Origin of the sequence: Glycocaulis alkaliphilus (assembly GCF_004000605.1) — a bacterium.
GTDB classification, from domain to species: domain Bacteria; phylum Pseudomonadota; class Alphaproteobacteria; order Caulobacterales; family Maricaulaceae; genus Glycocaulis; species Glycocaulis alkaliphilus.
In genome coordinates, this window is the sequence record NZ_CP018911.1 from 2357164 (window position 1) to 2372537 (window position 15374).

Sequence of the window (15374 nt, forward strand, 5' to 3'; positions counted from 1 at the left end):
CATTCACGAGGCCTTTAGGAAACCCTGCTTTTTCCGTTCACCGGCAGGTTCAGACAGTGCGCCGGCGCAAGGCGCGGCCCCGCCACATGCGCAGTTCGACCTTTGCCCTGATCCATGCTAGAGGCCCGCTTCGTTCGGAAATCATTGGGAAAAGGATGTCCGCTCATGGAATTTGGCGGTGAGCTCGACGGTCAGATCGGCACGATGCTGGAATATCTGACCACGCTGGGCGTGGCGGTGCTGTCCAATGTTGCGCTGGCTGCCATCATTCTGGTGGTTGGCCTGTATCTGGCCGGATTTATCTCGCGCCGGGTACGCCAATGGGCGGTAGATCACCCCAAGATCGACACCACGCTGGCCGTCTTCTTCGCCTCGATTGTGCGCTATCTCATCGTCGCTGTGGTCATCATCGCGGTGCTGACCCGCTTTGGCGTCGAAACGACCTCGCTGGTCGCCGCCCTTGGCGCGATGACGCTGGCGGTTGGTCTTGCCTTGCAAGGCACGCTCTCCAACGTCGCCGCCGGCGTGATGATCGTCTTTTTCCGCCCCTACAAGATCGGGGATTTCGTTGATATTGGCGGAGCCTCCGGCACCGTGCGCGACATCACCCTGTTCTATACCGAGCTGACCACACCCGATAACCGCCAGGTGATTGTTCCCAATGCGCAGTCGTGGGGACGGGTCATCATCAACTTTTCCGGCTATTCGACACGCCGCGTCGATTTCATGTTCAGCGCATCCTATGACAGCGATATTGAAAAAGTGCGCAGCACGATCCGGCGGGTGCTGGAAGATGACGAGCGCGTCCTGCCCATGCCTGAAGTCGTGGTGGAAGTGGCGGCCCACGGCGCGTCCTCCATCGACTATACGGCGCGGGCGTGGGTCAACTCGAGCGATTACTGGCCCTATTTCTGGGAAAAGACCCGGCTGATGAAGCTGGCCTTCGACGCCGAGGGCATCGAAATTCCCTATCCGCATCAGGTGCATATCAAGAAGGAAGGATAGGCGCGATTTTCGCCTCACACGTGCCGCAATCTTTGCGCTAATCTGGCCCCATGAACGACACGCAAGCCCCGCGCAAAACCTTCCTGCAACGCCTCATCGCGGTGCGGCTGAGGGATTTACTGGTCCTGTTCCTGCTCTGCGTGCTGGCAGGCGTGGTGCTGGCTCTCTTCAATGTCGATCCGGCAGAGCTCTGGGTCGATTTCTTCGGTACGATTGCGCGCGCCTGGGACCGCTTCTTCCTGATCATCACCGAATCGCTCGGCTGGTCGGTGCGCTACTTCCTGCTGGGCGCTGTTCTGGTCATACCGATCTGGATCGTCTGGCGGATCATCTCTGCCGCCAGCCGCCGTTCCTGAGCGAACTTACCCGCCATTAACCCTGTCCAAGGTTTGAGCGGGCAATGGACAGCACCTGCTGCTAGCTTGCCTTCTCAAGGGAAGCGTTGCGTGGCGGGAACACGATGAAGCTTGATGATATCGAGACCAGCACGCCTGTGCGCGTGCCCGTGTCCAGCCGATGGCAAGACCGCCCCATCCTCGTTGTTGATCCATCCAACTTCCTGCGCAGGCTGATCGCCGATGTGCTGCGTCACGCCGGCGCCGACCACGTATTCACCTTCGCGAACGAAGAGACCGGCCTGTCGGCTGCCACCACCTATGCGCGCCCGATCATCATTTCGGACTGGTCGGGCCGTACATCGCCGGGACCGGCCCTGACGCGCGCCCTTCGCCGCAAGAACCTGCCCGTGCGCCGGGCGCCCATCATCGCGCTGGGAAATAACGGCCAGATGCGCGAGATCGAGCGCGCGCGCGATGCGGGCGTGAATGCGTTCCTGCTCCGCCCTGTATCGCCGGCCTCGCTCTTCGCGCGGCTGGAGGAAACCGCGAGCCGTCCAAGGCCTTATGTGGAGACCGAAACCTTCGCCGGGCCAGACCGCCGCATCCGCCCCAACCAGAATGGCCGCATCGCGTGGAAGCGCGGCGTGGATGTTGAGTCCGGCCTTGCCACACCGCTTGAGGCCGCCCTCGCCCAGGCAGATGCCATGGCAGAGGCCATGATGCGCCAGGGCGACATGATCGCGGCGCGCGTCGGCCGCTCCTTGCGTCAGTATCTGGAAACGGTGCGCGATGTCGGCCCGCGCGAAACGGAAATCATCACCCTGCACCGCTCGGCCCTGCGCCGGCTGCAGGAGTTCGAAAATGCGCCCGATGCCCACCGCAACGAGCTGGTCAACGGTCTGGAAGAAATCACTGCCCGCAGGCTCGCCGCCTGACATCGCCCCCCCTGGCTGCGGCTCTGAACGCAGCACTGGCCTTATCATGCGCTGCCCTTTAAAGGGCAGGCATGGCCGACGATCTGCAGACCCTTCTGGATACCCTCGCCCCGCTGCTGGTGGATGGTTCGCCCCATGCGGTGGCGCTCGGCTTCAAGCTGGAGCGCATCGAACCGGACGTCGCCGAGATGCGCGCGCCCTACCGCGATGATCTGATCGGCGATCCGGATACCCGCGTGCTGCATGGCGGGGTGGTGACGGCGCTTCTGGACCATGTCTGCGGGCTCGCCGCCATTTCGGGGCTGGGCGGCAAGCATGCCACCGCCACGCTCGATCTGCGCCTAGATTACATGCGCCCGGCAGAACCGGGACGCGATGTGGTGGCGATAGCGCGCTGCGTGCGCGCCTCCGGCCTTTTCGCCTTTGTCAGTGCCATCGCCCATGACGGGGATGAAACCGATCCGGTTGCGACCGCTGCCGCCGCCTTCATGGTCACTCGCGTCAGTCAGGAAGCGGCCGAGAAGGCAAGGCGTGCCTTTGGCCAGATCAGCAAGGTGGAAGAAGAATGAGCCCGCTGGAGCCCCTGCTTTCGAGCCCGTACGTGCAGATGATGCGCGTGCGTTTCGATGGTCATGGCGACGAGCTGACGGCCATCCTGCCCTACGCCGACACGCTGGTCGGCAATCCGCTGATCCCGGCTTTGCATGGCGGCGCGATTGGCGCCTTCATGGAGATCACGGCCTCCGCCGCCCTGCTGGCAGGGACGCGCCTCGCGGCCCTGCCCAAGCCCATCGATGTGTCCGTCGACTATCTGCGCCCGGCGCGCCCCCAGGACGTATATGCCCGCGGCATAATCACCCGGCAGGGCGCACGTGTGGCCAATGTGCGTGTGGAAGCCTGGCAGGACCGCCGGGCTGCGCCCGTCGCCGCCCTGCACGGCCATTTCCTGATCAAGCCCGAAGGGGAAGGCTAGCTCCATCCTCTGTCATCCTCCGGCCGCGAAACGATCCGGGGGATCCATGCCTCTTTTAGTTCCGCAACGCATCCGCGTTGCGATGTTCCGCGAAAAGTCGCGGGCGCGCGTTCGCGCTTTTCGGAAGGCGTCCCGCCGTCCGCAAGGCCGACCGGCCGCCGGGCACTGCCTGTCCCCGGCTTGATCGGGGATTGCCCGAAGCGACGCACGGATGTGCGGAGCATCAGGAAAAGATGGGATGTCCTCCCCCGTTTACGGGGGAGGTGTCGAGCGCAAGCGAGACGGAGGGGGGATGTTTTATTATGAGTTCCCCCCCTCGCCGCTTCGCGGCACTCCCCCCGTGAACGGGGGGAGACACCATGGGTGGCTAGGACTTAGCCAGCGCCTCACCCAGAGCCGCGCCGCTATCCCAGGCCAGCTCTGCCCGCCCGCCAAGGCGCCAGTCGCCCGCGCACCCGACCGTCCCAGTTTCATCAAGGGCAAACGGCGTACCGGGCGCCTGTTCGCTGAGCGCATAGCGCCAGCGATGGGCCGCGCTCCAGACCGGGCGCGCCGGAAATCCGAAACGTACATGCGCCTCTTCAAGAAGATTGCGGACCACGGCGTCAGGGCTGGCTTCCAGATTGGCCCGCGACCAGCCCGTTGTGGCATGCAGTATCCACGCTTCCGGCCCGGCCCGGCCCGGACGTGACCCCATGCGCGCCATCCAGGCGAGCGCGCCGCCATAGAGCTTCGCGCCGTCAAAGCCCGGATCGAAGGGCGCATTCAGCACCGTCATCACCGCCTGACACGGGCCGATTTGCGCTGTGTTGGCCTGCGCTATCTGCGTTGAAAAATCACCGTCCGTGCGCGCCAGCAGATCACTCATCTGTTCAGGCGGTATGGTGATCGCGACCGCATCGAAGGGCCCTTCCCGGCGCCCATCATCGCGCACCAGCGTCCAGCTGCCCGCCCCGCCCTTGAGAGCCGCCACCCGCGCCCCGAACTGCACATCAAGGCCGTCCAGCGCGTGTTTTACCAGCCCATTCATGCCCGGCACGCCGATCCAGCGATCTTCCTCGCGCAACGGCTCAACATTGCCCCGCCGGTCTATCGAGACCAGCCGAGCATCCCAGACCGCGGCCGCGCCGGCATCGCGCGCATCATGCATAAAGGCCGAGAACGCCGCACCGCGCGCCGTGATGAATTGTGCGCCGTGATCGAAACCCGCCTCGCCCAGAGGGGTTTCAACCCGGCGGGTGGATAGCCGGCCGCCCGGCCCCCGCCCCTTGTCAAAAAGCTGGCAGCTATGTCCAGCCTGGACCAGGGCGCGGGCGCAGGCCGCGCCGGCAAGCCCGGCTCCGATGATGGCAATGCGGCGTGTCGCCATGTCCCCTTTTCCTGCCCTCGTGTCCGCCTAGATTAGCGCTTAAATGACCCGGAAAACCCAAACACAAGATCAACACGCTGCAAACGCATTTGAATATGGCGCGTGCGAAGTCTTTTTCGATGGCAGCTGCCCGATGTGCCGCGCCGAAATCGGCTTTTACCGGCAACAGGGAGCGGACGCTGCCTTTCATGATGTTGCCGCATCGCCCGACATGCTGCCACCTTCTCTGAGCCATGAAGCGGCAATGGCGCGCTTTCACGTCCGCACGCCTTCCGGCGAGCTGGTAAGCGGCGCGCGCGCCTTTGCCGAGCTGTGGAAAGCCACGCCCGGCTGGCGTTGGCTGGGCCGGATCGCCGCTGCGCCGCCGCTCGTCTGGGTACTGGAGCTAGCCTACCGGCTCTTCCTGCCGGTCCGCCCTTTCTTGCAGCGCCTTTGGCGCAGGTTGGCCCGATGAGGCGCAAGGGCGATTTGCCTGAGAAGATATGCGCGGCCTGTCGCCGTCCCTTCACCTGGCGCAAGAAGTGGGAGCGGGTCTGGGACGAGGTGCGCTATTGCTCGAAGCGCTGCTCGGGCGAGGCGAAGAAGGCACGGCAGAAAACTGCGCCTTAAATCATGTTCACGCGCGCGCCATCAAGGCGCAATCTTTCCTGATCCACAGTGACACTCGCACGGACGCAAAAGACCGGGACACCAGATCCCGAGCCGTCCGGGCGAGGTTGGTTCGTCACTCAAGGAACAAGGAAACATACCCCATGAAAGCTCTCCCCCTCATGCTCACCGCAATGGTGGCACTCGGCATCAGTGCGCCCTCATTCGCGGCCCCTGGCCCGACGCGCATCGTTGAGTATCGGGCTGCCGAACTTCAGTCATCGGAAGGCCGGGAGTCTGTTGAAGCCCGCATCGAACAGGCCGCCCGGCAGGTGTGCAGGCAGAACGCCTTGCGCGGGATCGAGCGCCACGCAATCGAAGCGCAATGCCGCGAAGACGCGCGGCAGCATGCCCTCAACGACCTCCATGCGAGCAATCACATGGCGGCCAGCGCGCCTGCTTCCGCTCGCCATGTGCGGGTCATAGTCGCCAGCAGCTCGCGCTAACGCGCCCGCAACAGTTTGCCCGGCTCTGTTTCCCCTTTGCCGAGGCAGGCACTGGCCCTCGCGTCCCCCCTGGCGCGAGGGCCATTTTTCATCAGGCAAAGTCATTTTCCAGCACGATACGGTAGCGCGGCTTGCCCTCGCGCAAGCGCTGGAAGGCCTCGTCAATCTGGCTCATCGGCATGTACTCGACATAAGGCGCTATAGAATGGCGCGCGCAGAACTCCAGCATTTTTCCCATTACGGCGGGGCTGCCGACGGGCGAGCCGGAGACTGATTTCTGACCTCCGATCAGGCTGAAGGCCGGCACCGGAATGGGTTCGGAAATGACCCCGACCGTGTGCAAGCGGCCCTTGGGTGCCAGCGCGGCGATATAGCGGTTCCAGTCCAGCGGTACAGCCACGGTCGAGAGGATGAAATCATGCCGGCCGGCCTCGGCTTTCAGCGCGTCTTTTGAACGGCTATCGACGACCCTGTGCGCGCCCAGCGCGCGCGCTTCCTCGGCTTTGGAGCCTGTGGACGTAAACGCCGTTACCTCACAGCCCCAGGCTTTGAGGAACTGGACGGCGAGATGGCCGAGCCCGCCAATCCCGATCACGCCCACCCTGTCGGTCGGCTTCACACCAAATTCGAGAATAGGCGCAAACACGGTGATACCCCCGCAGAACAGCGGCCCGGCGCTGCGCGCATCCAGCCCCTCGGGCAGCTTCACCGCCCAGGCCGCTTGCAGGCGCACGGCGTCAGCAAATCCGCCATGGCGGCCAAGCGCGATGCCTTCAGAGTCCTTGCAGAGATTATGATCCCCGCCCATGCAGTTGTGGCAGGTGAGGCAAGAGCGGGACATCCAGCCCGCACCCACCCGGTCGCCGGGTTTCAGGTGCGTCACCGAGCGGCCCACCGCCGCCACTGTGCCGACCACTTCATGGCCCGGCACCAGCGGAAACTGCGTCTCGCCCCATTCCTCGTCCAGCAAGGAGAGGTCGGAGTGGCAGAGCCCGCAGGCCTCCACTTTCAGCTCCACCTCATCATCGCCCAGAGGGCCGGGATCAAAGCTGATCTGTTTGAACGCTCCGGCGCGTTCACTTGCGGCATAGGCACGGATCATGGCTGGGGTCCTCAGGCTGGGGCAGATGGCAATCACACCCCGCAAGCTAAAGTGAACACATCGCGTTTGCGAGGGCGCCGGTTTGGATTTATGCGGCGCACATGGCATCTGCATCGCCCCTCACCCGCCGGAAGGTTCTGGCCCTCGCCCTGCCGATCATGGCGGCGAATATCGCAACGCCGCTGGTGGGGCTGGTGGACATTGCCGTCATAGGCCGCACCGGCACCACCGCCGAGATCGCCGCCGTGGCGCTGGGCGCGCTGATCTTCAACTTCATCTTCTGGGCCTTCGGCTTTCTGCGCATGGGGATGACGGGCCTGACCGCGCAGGCAGACGGGCGGGGTGACGAGGCGGAAGTACGCGCCAGCCTCTTACGCGGCATCATTACCGGGCTGGCCATAGGATGCGTCTTGCTGGCGGCCCAGTGGCCCTTGCGCGAACTCGCCTTCACCCTGTTTTCCGCTGAGAGCGGCGTGGAGGCAGCGGGGCGGGCCTATTTCGATGCACGCATCTGGAGCGCGCCTGCGGCGCTGGCCGGATTTGCGCTTTATGGCTGGCTGATCGGGCTGGGGCGCACCGGCATGGCGCTCGCCCTGCAGGCCGTGCTGAACGTCATCAATGCCGCGCTTTCCATCCTGTTTGTGGCCGGATTTGGCTGGGGCGTGGCCGGTGTCGCCTGGGCGAGCACGCTGGCGCTGTGGCTGCATCTTCTGCCCGGTATCGCCATTGTGGCGTGGATACTGCGCAGCCGGATCGCGGCTTCTGTCCCACTCGCGCTCATTCTGGCGCCTGCTGCCATACGCCGCCTGCTGGGCGTCAACCGCGACATCTTTCTGCGCACGCTGGCTTTGCTGGCGGGCTTTGCCTGGTTCAACGAGGCGAGCCTGCGCGAAGGTACTGAGGTGATGGCTGGCAATGCGGTGCTCCTCCAGTTCATCTCCATCATCGCCTATTTCCTCGATGCCTTTGCCCATGTGACCGAGACCGTGACGGGCAAGGCGGCGGGAAAAGGCGACTGGAAGGGGCTTAAACGCGCGCTGCGCCTGACAACCGAACAGGCTGCGGGCTTTGCCGTGCTGGCAAGCCTCATGCTCCTGCTGGCCGGCGAAGCGCTGATCGGCCTCATCACCACAGACCCCGCCACGCGTGGGGCGGCGATGGCCTATCTGCCGCTCTGCGCGCTGGTGCCGCTGATGGGATTTGCCAGCTGGCAGCTGGACGGGCTGATGATCGGCACGACCAGAGGCCCACTCATGCGCAATGCGATGATCGCGGCGCTATTGATCTATCTGGCGCTGGATTCTGCGCTGCGCCCGGCCTTTGGTGGGACGGGACTGTGGCTGGCGTTTCTGGGCTATTACGTCGCGCGGGCAGGCACGCTCAGCTTCGGCCTTTCAGGGCTGAAGCGCGATGTGACCGCTCAGGCGTCCACGCCCACCGCTTCGGCCAGAGATGTATAGCCGTCAGCTTTGAGGCGCGCGGCGAGACCGTCGCGCAGCCGCTTTACCAGACCCGGCCCTTCATAGACGAGCGCGGTGTAGAGCTGGACCGCGCTCGCGCCTGCCCGGATCTTTGCGTAGGCGCTGTCGACCGAATTGATACCGCCCACACCAATCAGCGGCAGGTCCGGTCCGGCGGCTTTACGCACCTGCCGCAGCACTTCGGTGGAGGCTTTAGTCAGCGGCGCGCCAGACAATCCGCCCGCCTCGCCCTTGTGCTGGCTTTTCAGGGAATCCGGCCGGGCGAGCGTGGTGTTCGACACGATGAGGCCGGAAATGCGGTTCGCCATCGCCACGCGCACGATGGATTCAATGCCCGCTGCATCGAGATCAGGGGCGACTTTCAGGAAGACCGGCTCGGTCCAGCGCGCATCATTGACGCGAGAGAGCAGCGCGCCCAGCGCCTCCTCACCCTGCATGTCGCGCAGGCCCGGCGTATTGGGCGAAGAGATATTGATGGTGAAGAAGCTGGCGAGACCCTTGAGCGCCTTGACCAGCATCACATAATCGCCCGCCCGGTCCTCGCTATCCTTGTTGGCGCCGAGATTGATGCCAACGATACCGGGCTTTCCCGCGCGCGCCTCCAGGCGGGTTTTCAGCGCGTCCAGCCCCTCATTGTTGAAGCCCATGCGGTTGATGACGGCGCGGTCCTCGCGCAGACGGAAGAGGCGCGGCTGCGGATTGCCAACCTGAGGGCGGGGCGTGACCGCGCCCAGCTCCACAAACGCGAAACCCGCCGCCAGCAGCGCATCAGGCGCTTCGCCATTCTTGTCATAGCCTGCGGCCAGACCGACCGGGTGCGCCAGCTCTATGCCTGCGATGGAGGTTGCCAGAACGGGCTCGGCGTCTGCCGCCAGTTTCGGGCCAAGACCGGCTGCCAGCGCCTTCAGGCTCATCTTGTGGGCGGTTTCAGCCGGCAGAAGCGTGAGGCTTTTCGCAGCGAGATCAGCAAGCGCCATTACAGCTCCTCCGGCAGGCGCCAGCCGCCCGTATCGTCACGCCGCAGAATATGCACAGACATAATCGCGGCGAACGGCAGCGCCCCGTAAATATGCGGAAACAGCTCTCCGCCGCGCGACTTTTCCCATTTCAGACTGCCGCCCAGCGCCTTTGCGTCGATCACGGCCAGCGCTACGCGCTCCACGCCCTCAAAATGGGCTGCAAGCGTGCCTTCCAGCTGATGGCGGGCCGAGCAATGGATGAAGCCATCGGCTTGGTCGTGGGCCTCGCCCTCATAGCTGCCCGACAGCGCGGCAGCGCCCAGCACGGCGGGATCGGCAAAACGGTAGATCACATCATCAGTCATGGCATCGCTCTAGACCGCCAGCAACGCTCCGGCAAGGGCGGGCGCAAGGCTTGACATTCTTCCCCGGCAGAGGAATAAATTCCTTACCATTAACGAAGGAGGCGCGGCCATGCTCACCCACGCCCAGGTCTGGCGCGGTATTGACCGGCTTGCCCAGCGCGCAGGAACGACGCCATCCGGCCTCGCCCGGCAAGCGGGGCTGGACCCGACCACCTTCAACCCGTCAAAGCGCGTGGCCTCATCGGACAGCAAGCCGCGCTGGCCCTCCACCGAGAGCCTGGCCAAGGCGCTGGAAGCCGCCAAGGTCAGCTTTGCCGAATTCGCAGGCCTTGCCACCGACACGATTGCCGGACGCTCTGTGCCGCTGATCGGTCTGGCACAAGCCGGCAATCAGGGCTTTTTCGATGATGCGGGCTTTCCGGTCGGGTCCGGCTGGGAAGAGGTGATCTTTCCGGGGCTTGATGACGAGGCGTGCTATGCGCTGGAAATCTCCGGCGAATCCATGCTGCCGGTTTACCGGCCCGGAGACCGGATCGTGGTTGCCCCCCACGCCCAGCTGCGCCGCGGCGACCGGGTGGTGGCCAAGCTGCGCTCCGGCGAGGTGATGGCCAAGGAGCTAGGCCGCACCACGGCGCGCACGGTGGAGCTGGTCTCGCTCAACGCCGAGTACGAGACCCGCGTGCTGGATGTCAGCGATCTGGTCTGGATGGCCCGCATCGTCTGGGCGAGCCAGTAGGGCTAACGCTCCATCTCGGCCACGGCGAGGCGGGCGGCGTGGGCGGGGTCATCCTCAAGCGCGCGCAGAAGCGTGCGGGCACGGGCGCTGATTACCGTATCGAGCGCAGCATCAAGGCCCTCGCGGGGTGACAGGTCAGCCGAGCGGGCAAGCTGCGCGCGGGCCGCATCCAGATAAACCGCCTCTCCGCTGGCGAGCAGGGCGACGGCGAAGAAATAGGCGATCACGGGATCGTCCGGAGCACTCGCAATGGCCTGACCATAGGCCTCCATCCCGTCTTCCAGGCGGGCGCCGAGCGCGCGTCCGCCACCCCGGCGTACTACCTCGAAATGCCAGGCGCCCAGCATGGCCGGTCCCCACGGATCATCCCCATCCAGCGCCATGGCCCTTTCGATATGGGTTTTGCCCTGCTGGGGCAGGCGGCGCATGAAGGCGCGCAGCGTGCCGGTATAGCGCCCCTCAAACCCTATCGCCGCAGCCATGCGCAAATGGGCCTCGGCAAGGCTCTCATCGGCAGCGATGGCCGCTCTGGCGTGGCGGGCTAGCCGGTCCGCCACGTTGCGGCGGTTTTCTGCCCTATCAGCCACCAGAAGCGCCAGCGCAGCTCCGGCGGCAAGGGCCTGCGCTTCTGCGGACGGGTCTGCGCTGGCAAGCGTCTCGGCGCGGACGAAATCACCCGCCGCATATGCTTCGCGCGCCGCAGGCAGATCGGCCATTGCCGGAGCCGACAACGCCAGCACCACAAGCACAGCCATCAGATGTTTTACGCCCGCCATCACGCACCACCCTCACCTGCTCTCAACGGCAAGATGAGCGCGGATCATGGCAAGGTGAAGGCCTTGGCCGGTTCTGGCAGACCAAGGCGGATTTGACGCCAGGCAAGACCGGCATGTAACCTCAGCGTGCAATCGGGGAGAGCAGAAATGACAATACTTGCCGCATTGGCCGTCAGTCTCCTGTTGGCCGCTGACACGCCCGTTCCCAGTCTTCTCGGTTACCCGCCCTGCTCCACCGCCGAAGCCTTCAATCCCGGCGAGAACGCAGACCTCGCCCTGCGCCGCGAGATCGCGCTGGAGGCCTGCCGCGTGCCGCTGGCGCTTGGTACAGGCGATGTCGAGGCCCTGCTGGGCGATGAGAACTTTGCGTTCGAGGTTGATGGCGAGGAGCTGGTGATCGCGCGGCGCGGCAGTGATCTTGTCAATGGTGTGCTCAACACCCGGCTGGCACCTGTTGCCAGCGCCGAGGGGCTGTTTGCCAGCCGTTTCCGGATGGCCCGGCTGAACGCAGGCCTGCTGACCTTCTACGTCATCTCGATCGATGGCGACCGGATAAACATGGACGCCACCTTTTCGTGGCGTGGGCCGGATGCCCCTCTGGTTCCTGAAGAGGACGACGAAGGGGAACTTGCAGGTGAGTTGTTAGAGACGGTGCTGTGGAGTGAGGCACTGGGAGAAACCCGCCGTCTGCGCGTCTATCTGCCGCCCGGCCACGATGCCGGCAACAGCTATCCGGCAGTATTCTTCACCGATGGAGAAGCCGAAAATGTGGCGCGCAGGCTGGAACCTGAAATGCTGGCTGGCCGCCTGCCCGCCATGGTGCTGATCGGTGCCCTAGCTGGTCAGGCCGGGATCGTCGAGGATCGCTCCGATCTGGCAGGCGATCTGCGCAATGTGGACTACCTTCCCGGCGGCTCTGGCACCCTTAACCGCTTTGATGCGCACCTCACCTTCTTCGCTGACGAATTGGTGGAGCACGCTCTGGAGAACTGGGGCATCAGCCCTGATCCGGCCCTGCGCGGTGTTTTCGGCTATTCCAGTGGCGCTGCCTTTTCGCTGCAGGCCGGTTTTCGCCGTCCGGACAGGTTCGGCCACGCCTTTTCCATGTCCACGGGGCATGGCCCCATCAACGACGCAGGCACGGCGCCGGACAATGCGGCCCGCTTCTACTTCACCGCAGGACGGTATGAGAGCCTCTTCATGTACCACGCCCGCATATCAGCCGCAGCGCTCGATGCCGCTGGCTATGATGTCCGCTTCGAGACGTTTTCCACCGGTCACACCCGCGAGGCCGATACGATCATGCTGATCCCGTTCCTGCGTGATGCGTTCGGCGTCGATTAGTTCAACCACTGCCAGTTTGACGCGGCGACTATTGGCTGCCAACCTGAACGTGTAGATCAGGGAGGGCACATAATGATGATCGCAACGGCCGTGGCGGCCAGCCTTCTGGTTCTCGTCGACAGCCCAGACCCCGATCTGCTGGATTATCCGTACTGCTCGGCCGCAGAAGCTTTTGACCCGGCAGGCGACGCAGACCTCGCCCTGCGCCGAGAGATTGCACTGGATGCCTGCCGTCTTCCGCTGGCGCTGAGCCTTGGCGACGTCGAGTCGATGCTCGGCGATGAGGATTTCGCGTTCGAGATTGACGGCGAGGAACTCGTTGCCGCGCGGCGCGGCAGCGGCGCAAACCGCCTGCACGGTGCGCTCAACGCCTCGCTGCCGGAGCTGGAGGGCACCGACGGGATACATGCGGCCCGGTTCCGGCTGGCGGAACTTCAGGCCGCATGGCTCAAATTCTACGTGTTTCCCGAAGGCGCCACCCAGATCACCCTCGACATGATGCCGGGATGGGAGGGGCCCGATGCACCGCCGAAAGCCGTTGTGGAGAACGATGGCGGGATCGAGGGCGAGCTGATCGCCACCGAGTTGTGGAGCGAGGCACTGGGCGAGACGCGCCGCCTCTACGTCTACCTGCCACCTGGCCACGATCCCGCTGCCAGCTACCCGGCGGTGTTCTTTGGCGATGGCGGAGTGGTCAATCATTTCGGCCGCCTGATCGAACCGCGCATAGCGGATGGCAGCCTGCCGCCCATGGTGCTGGTGGGCGCAGAGTCCGGCCAGCAGGGTATTGTGGAAGACCGCTCCGACGTTGAGCGCGACCTGCGCAATGCGGACTATCTGCCCGGCGGGATTCGCGGTGTGGATCGCTTCGACGCGCACCTGATCTTCTTCGCCGACGAGCTGGTGGAGCACGCCATCACACACTGGGGCGCCAGCCCAGATCCGGTCTTACGCGGCGTGTTTGGCCGTTCCAGCGGGGGTGCGTTCTCACTGCAGGCAGGGTTCAGGCGCCCTGACAGATTCGGTCACGCCTTCTCCATGTCCACGGGCCGTGGCCCGGTGCGCGAAGCCGATCCGGCTCCTGAGAACGCCGCACGTTTCTACTTCGCGGCCGGACTGTATGAGCCCACCTTCCTCTACAACGCCCATATATCGGCCAATGCCCTGCAGGCCGCGGGCTATGAGGTCCGCATAGAGGCGCTGGCGGCAGGCCATACGCAGGAGATCGACGAGGTCATGCTGATCCCGTTCCTGCGTGATGCGTTCGGCGTCGACTAGCCCTTGCTCAGATCTTCGCCATCCAGCGCGCGGCGGATGAGGGCAATCGTGCGCGGCAGGCCGTAGATCGCGGCAAACCCGCCAAAGCGCGGGCCTTGCGACTGACCGAGCAGCACTTCGTAGAGCGCCTGGAACCAGTCACGCAGCTGTTCAAAGCCTGCATCCTTGCCGGCGGAATAAACCTCGGTCTGGATCAGCTCTGCGTCGCGTTCATCGGGTGACAGCGCTTCGAGACGCGCCACGAGGCCTGCCAGCCCTGCCCGCTCCTGCGCGTTCGGCGCGCGGTAGGATTTGGCCGGTTTGACGAAGTCCTCATAGTAAGCAAGGGCATAGTCGGCCAGCCGGTCGAGGAAGGGCTCGCTCGCCGGGCTCGCGTCCGGCGCATAGCGGCCGATAAAGCCCCACAGCGTCTCCTTGCTGGACGCGTTTGCCGCCGAGACGAGATTCAGCATCAGCGCGAAGGAAATGTCCGCGCCGGGGGCTGGCGGCTCGCCGGAATGGATGTGCCAGACCGGGTTCTCGATACGCTTGTCCGGCTCCTGCCCGGAATAGGCGGCCAGATGCTGGCGATACTCATCCACGGCCTTGGGGATGACATCGAAATAGAGCCGCTTGGCTGTTTTCGGCTTCTGGAACATGTAAAGCGACAGGCTTTCAGCCGGCGCATAGCGCAGCCATTCCTCCACCGCGATGCCATTGCCCTTGGTCTTGGAGATTTTCTCGCCCACCTGATCCAGGAACAGCTCGTAGCAGAACTGCACCGGCGGCTCGGCGCCAATAATGCGGCAGATACGCGAATAGATGGCACCATTGACCTGGTGGTCCTTGCCATACATCTCGAAATCAACGCCCAGCGCGGCCCAGCGCGCGCCAAAGTCCGGCTTCCATTGCAGCTTGGTGTTGCCGCCGGTGACGGGCAGGGTCAGCTCCTCGCCATCCTCATCATCAAACGTGATCGTGCCGGCCTTCGCATCGATGGCTTTCATCGGCACGTAGAGCACGCGGCCCGTTTTCGGGCTTAGCGGCAGGAAGGGGCTGTAGGTGGCGCGGCGCTCTTCCCCGAGTGTCGGAAGCATCACCTTCATGATGTCGTCATAACGCTCCAGCGCCGTCAGCAGCATCTGGTCATACGCGCCGGAGCGGTAAAGCTCGGTCGCGGACAGAAACTCGTATTCAAAGCCGAACCCGTCCAGAAACGCGCGCAGGCGGGCATTATTGTGGTGGCCAAAGCTCTCATGCGTACCGAACGGATCGGGCACATCGGTCAGCGGGCGCTGGAGGTGGGCTTCGAGCTTTTCCGGGTTGGGGATATTGCCCGGCACTTTGCGCATCCCGTCCATATCGTCGGACACACAGATGAGGCGGGTCGGGATTTTCCCCTCGGTGAGCACCTCGAACGCATGGCGGACCATGGTGGTGCGCACCACCTCGCCGAACGTGCCGATATGCGGCAGGCCGGACGGGCCATAGCCGGTCTCGAACACGACGGGCTTTGAGGCATCGCCGCGCTTTTCCACGCGTTTGAGCAATTCCCGCGCGAGCTCGAACGGCCAGGCTTTGGCGTTGGCGGCTAGGGCGGAATACTCAGTCATGGGACGGGCGTCCTGTCTGTCGTTGAA

18 protein-coding genes are annotated in these 15374 nt (G+C 64.5%); 12 read left to right on the forward strand and 6 right to left on the reverse strand.

Translation table 11 applies throughout. The annotated features are described in order from the left end of the window. The first annotated feature begins 165 nt into the window (after positions 1-165). The 5 genes from X907_RS11185 to X907_RS11205 all read left to right on the forward strand — a co-directional run bounded on the left by X907_RS11185 (position 166) and on the right by X907_RS11205 (position 3251). Positions 166-1005: a mechanosensitive ion channel family protein gene (locus X907_RS11185; protein WP_233352326.1), complete on the forward strand. Its 840-nt coding sequence runs from the start codon at positions 166-168 to the stop codon at positions 1003-1005. 50 nt (positions 1006-1055) lie between these two features. Then, entirely contained in the window at positions 1056-1361 is a 306-nt protein-coding gene (locus tag X907_RS11190) for a DUF6460 domain-containing protein (RefSeq protein WP_127568018.1), read from the forward strand. Positions 1362-1465: 104 nt separating this feature from the next. Then, positions 1466-2278 carry a response regulator gene (locus X907_RS11195; RefSeq protein ID WP_127568020.1) on the forward strand — a complete coding sequence of 271 codons (813 nt, stop codon included), beginning with the start codon at positions 1466-1468 and terminating at the stop codon, positions 2276-2278. A 71-nt stretch (positions 2279-2349) separates the two neighbouring features. Next, a complete protein-coding gene (locus X907_RS11200; protein WP_127568022.1) occupies positions 2350-2847 on the forward strand; it encodes a PaaI family thioesterase in 498 nt (165 codons plus the stop codon). Continuing rightward, the gene (locus X907_RS11205) at positions 2844-3251 is read left to right on the forward strand and encodes a PaaI family thioesterase (protein WP_127568024.1); all 408 of its coding nucleotides are present in this window, start codon (positions 2844-2846) and stop codon (positions 3249-3251) included. Before X907_RS11200 ends, X907_RS11205 begins: the two co-directional genes overlap by 4 nt. A 367-nt stretch (positions 3252-3618) precedes the next feature. On the opposite strand, the gene X907_RS11210 is transcribed toward X907_RS11205, so the two are convergent. Beyond that, positions 3619-4620, reverse strand: coding sequence for an NAD(P)/FAD-dependent oxidoreductase (locus tag X907_RS11210; RefSeq protein WP_127568026.1), 1002 nt, complete (start codon positions 4618-4620; stop codon positions 3619-3621). A 43-nt stretch (positions 4621-4663) separates the two neighbouring features. Here X907_RS11210 and X907_RS11215 point away from each other — a divergent pair, with 43 nt between their 5' ends. From X907_RS11215 to X907_RS11225, 3 genes are all read left to right on the forward strand, one after another. After that, entirely contained in the window at positions 4664-5074 is a 411-nt protein-coding gene (locus X907_RS11215; RefSeq protein WP_127568028.1) for a thiol-disulfide oxidoreductase DCC family protein, read from the forward strand. Continuing rightward, positions 5071-5229, forward strand: a complete 159-nt coding sequence (locus tag X907_RS11220) for a DUF2256 domain-containing protein (RefSeq protein WP_127568030.1) — start codon at positions 5071-5073, stop codon at positions 5227-5229. The genes X907_RS11215 and X907_RS11220 overlap by 4 nt, the downstream gene beginning before the upstream one ends. A gap of 143 nt (positions 5230-5372) precedes the next feature. Then, positions 5373-5714, forward strand: a complete 342-nt coding sequence (locus X907_RS11225) for a UrcA family protein (protein WP_127568032.1) — start codon at positions 5373-5375, stop codon at positions 5712-5714. 91 nt (positions 5715-5805) lie between these two features. On the opposite strand, the gene ahr is transcribed toward X907_RS11225, so the two are convergent. Continuing rightward, positions 5806-6816: an NADPH-dependent aldehyde reductase Ahr gene (ahr, locus tag X907_RS11230; protein ID WP_127568034.1), complete on the reverse strand. Its 1011-nt coding sequence runs from the start codon at positions 6814-6816 to the stop codon at positions 5806-5808. 101 nt (positions 6817-6917) lie between these two features. Between ahr and X907_RS11235 the strand changes: the two genes are divergently transcribed. After that, complete coding sequence (locus tag X907_RS11235) at positions 6918-8276, forward strand: MATE family efflux transporter (RefSeq protein WP_127568036.1); 1359 nt, start codon at positions 6918-6920, stop codon at positions 8274-8276. Here X907_RS11235 and X907_RS11240 read toward each other — a convergent pair. Then, positions 8237-9274 carry a quinone-dependent dihydroorotate dehydrogenase gene (locus X907_RS11240; protein ID WP_127568038.1) on the reverse strand — a complete coding sequence of 346 codons (1038 nt, stop codon included), beginning with the start codon at positions 9272-9274 and terminating at the stop codon, positions 8237-8239. The genes X907_RS11235 and X907_RS11240 overlap by 40 nt on opposite strands. Continuing rightward, positions 9274-9621 carry a DUF952 domain-containing protein gene (locus X907_RS11245; protein WP_127568040.1) on the reverse strand — a complete coding sequence of 116 codons (348 nt, stop codon included), beginning with the start codon at positions 9619-9621 and terminating at the stop codon, positions 9274-9276. Before X907_RS11245 ends, X907_RS11240 begins: the two co-directional genes overlap by 1 nt. Positions 9622-9730: 109 nt before the next feature. Here X907_RS11245 and X907_RS11250 point away from each other — a divergent pair, with 109 nt between their 5' ends. Beyond that, entirely contained in the window at positions 9731-10357 is a 627-nt protein-coding gene (locus tag X907_RS11250) for a S24 family peptidase (RefSeq protein ID WP_127568042.1), read from the forward strand. Positions 10358-10359: 2 nt separating this feature from the next. Here the strand turns inward: X907_RS11250 and X907_RS11255 are convergent, their stop codons facing one another. Next, positions 10360-11133 carry a hypothetical protein gene (locus X907_RS11255; RefSeq protein ID WP_127568044.1) on the reverse strand — a complete coding sequence of 258 codons (774 nt, stop codon included), beginning with the start codon at positions 11131-11133 and terminating at the stop codon, positions 10360-10362. A 147-nt stretch (positions 11134-11280) separates the two neighbouring features. Between X907_RS11255 and X907_RS11260 the strand changes: the two genes are divergently transcribed. Together X907_RS11260 and X907_RS11265 are read left to right on the forward strand one after the other, a co-directional pair. Continuing rightward, positions 11281-12477: an alpha/beta hydrolase gene (locus tag X907_RS11260; RefSeq protein ID WP_127568046.1), complete on the forward strand. Its 1197-nt coding sequence runs from the start codon at positions 11281-11283 to the stop codon at positions 12475-12477. A gap of 72 nt (positions 12478-12549) precedes the next feature. Continuing rightward, complete coding sequence (locus X907_RS11265; RefSeq protein ID WP_127568048.1) at positions 12550-13755, forward strand: alpha/beta hydrolase; 1206 nt, start codon at positions 12550-12552, stop codon at positions 13753-13755. On the opposite strand, the gene X907_RS11270 is transcribed toward X907_RS11265, so the two are convergent. Further along, positions 13752-15347, reverse strand: a complete 1596-nt coding sequence (locus tag X907_RS11270) for a lysine--tRNA ligase (protein ID WP_127568050.1) — start codon at positions 15345-15347, stop codon at positions 13752-13754. The genes X907_RS11265 and X907_RS11270 overlap by 4 nt on opposite strands. Between the last annotated feature and the right edge of the window lie 27 nt (positions 15348-15374).

Excerpts from the sequence above, each read along its gene's own strand:
- X907_RS11185 (WP_233352326.1), top strand. The coding sequence starts at position 166 with ATGGAATTTGGCGGTGAGCTCGACGGTCAGATCGGCACGATGCTGGAA.
- X907_RS11190 (WP_127568018.1), top strand. The coding sequence starts at position 1,056 with ATGAACGACACGCAAGCCCCGCGCAAAACCTTCCTGCAACGCCTCATC.
- X907_RS11195 (WP_127568020.1), top strand. The coding sequence starts at position 1,466 with ATGAAGCTTGATGATATCGAGACCAGCACGCCTGTGCGCGTGCCCGTG.
- X907_RS11200 (WP_127568022.1), top strand. The coding sequence starts at position 2,350 with ATGGCCGACGATCTGCAGACCCTTCTGGATACCCTCGCCCCGCTGCTG.
- X907_RS11205 (WP_127568024.1), top strand. The coding sequence starts at position 2,844 with ATGAGCCCGCTGGAGCCCCTGCTTTCGAGCCCGTACGTGCAGATGATG.
- X907_RS11210 (WP_127568026.1), bottom strand. The coding sequence starts at position 4,620 with ATGGCGACACGCCGCATTGCCATCATCGGAGCCGGGCTTGCCGGCGCG.
- X907_RS11215 (WP_127568028.1), top strand. The coding sequence starts at position 4,664 with ATGACCCGGAAAACCCAAACACAAGATCAACACGCTGCAAACGCATTT.
- X907_RS11220 (WP_127568030.1), top strand. The coding sequence starts at position 5,071 with ATGAGGCGCAAGGGCGATTTGCCTGAGAAGATATGCGCGGCCTGTCGC.
- X907_RS11225 (WP_127568032.1), top strand. The coding sequence starts at position 5,373 with ATGAAAGCTCTCCCCCTCATGCTCACCGCAATGGTGGCACTCGGCATC.
- ahr (WP_127568034.1), bottom strand. The coding sequence starts at position 6,816 with ATGATCCGTGCCTATGCCGCAAGTGAACGCGCCGGAGCGTTCAAACAG.
- X907_RS11235 (WP_127568036.1), top strand. The coding sequence starts at position 6,918 with ATGGCATCTGCATCGCCCCTCACCCGCCGGAAGGTTCTGGCCCTCGCC.
- X907_RS11240 (WP_127568038.1), bottom strand. The coding sequence starts at position 9,274 with ATGGCGCTTGCTGATCTCGCTGCGAAAAGCCTCACGCTTCTGCCGGCT.
- X907_RS11245 (WP_127568040.1), bottom strand. The coding sequence starts at position 9,621 with ATGACTGATGATGTGATCTACCGTTTTGCCGATCCCGCCGTGCTGGGC.
- X907_RS11250 (WP_127568042.1), top strand. The coding sequence starts at position 9,731 with ATGCTCACCCACGCCCAGGTCTGGCGCGGTATTGACCGGCTTGCCCAG.
- X907_RS11255 (WP_127568044.1), bottom strand. The coding sequence starts at position 11,133 with ATGGCGGGCGTAAAACATCTGATGGCTGTGCTTGTGGTGCTGGCGTTG.
- X907_RS11260 (WP_127568046.1), top strand. The coding sequence starts at position 11,281 with ATGACAATACTTGCCGCATTGGCCGTCAGTCTCCTGTTGGCCGCTGAC.
- X907_RS11265 (WP_127568048.1), top strand. The coding sequence starts at position 12,550 with ATGATGATCGCAACGGCCGTGGCGGCCAGCCTTCTGGTTCTCGTCGAC.
- X907_RS11270 (WP_127568050.1), bottom strand. The coding sequence starts at position 15,347 with ATGACTGAGTATTCCGCCCTAGCCGCCAACGCCAAAGCCTGGCCGTTC.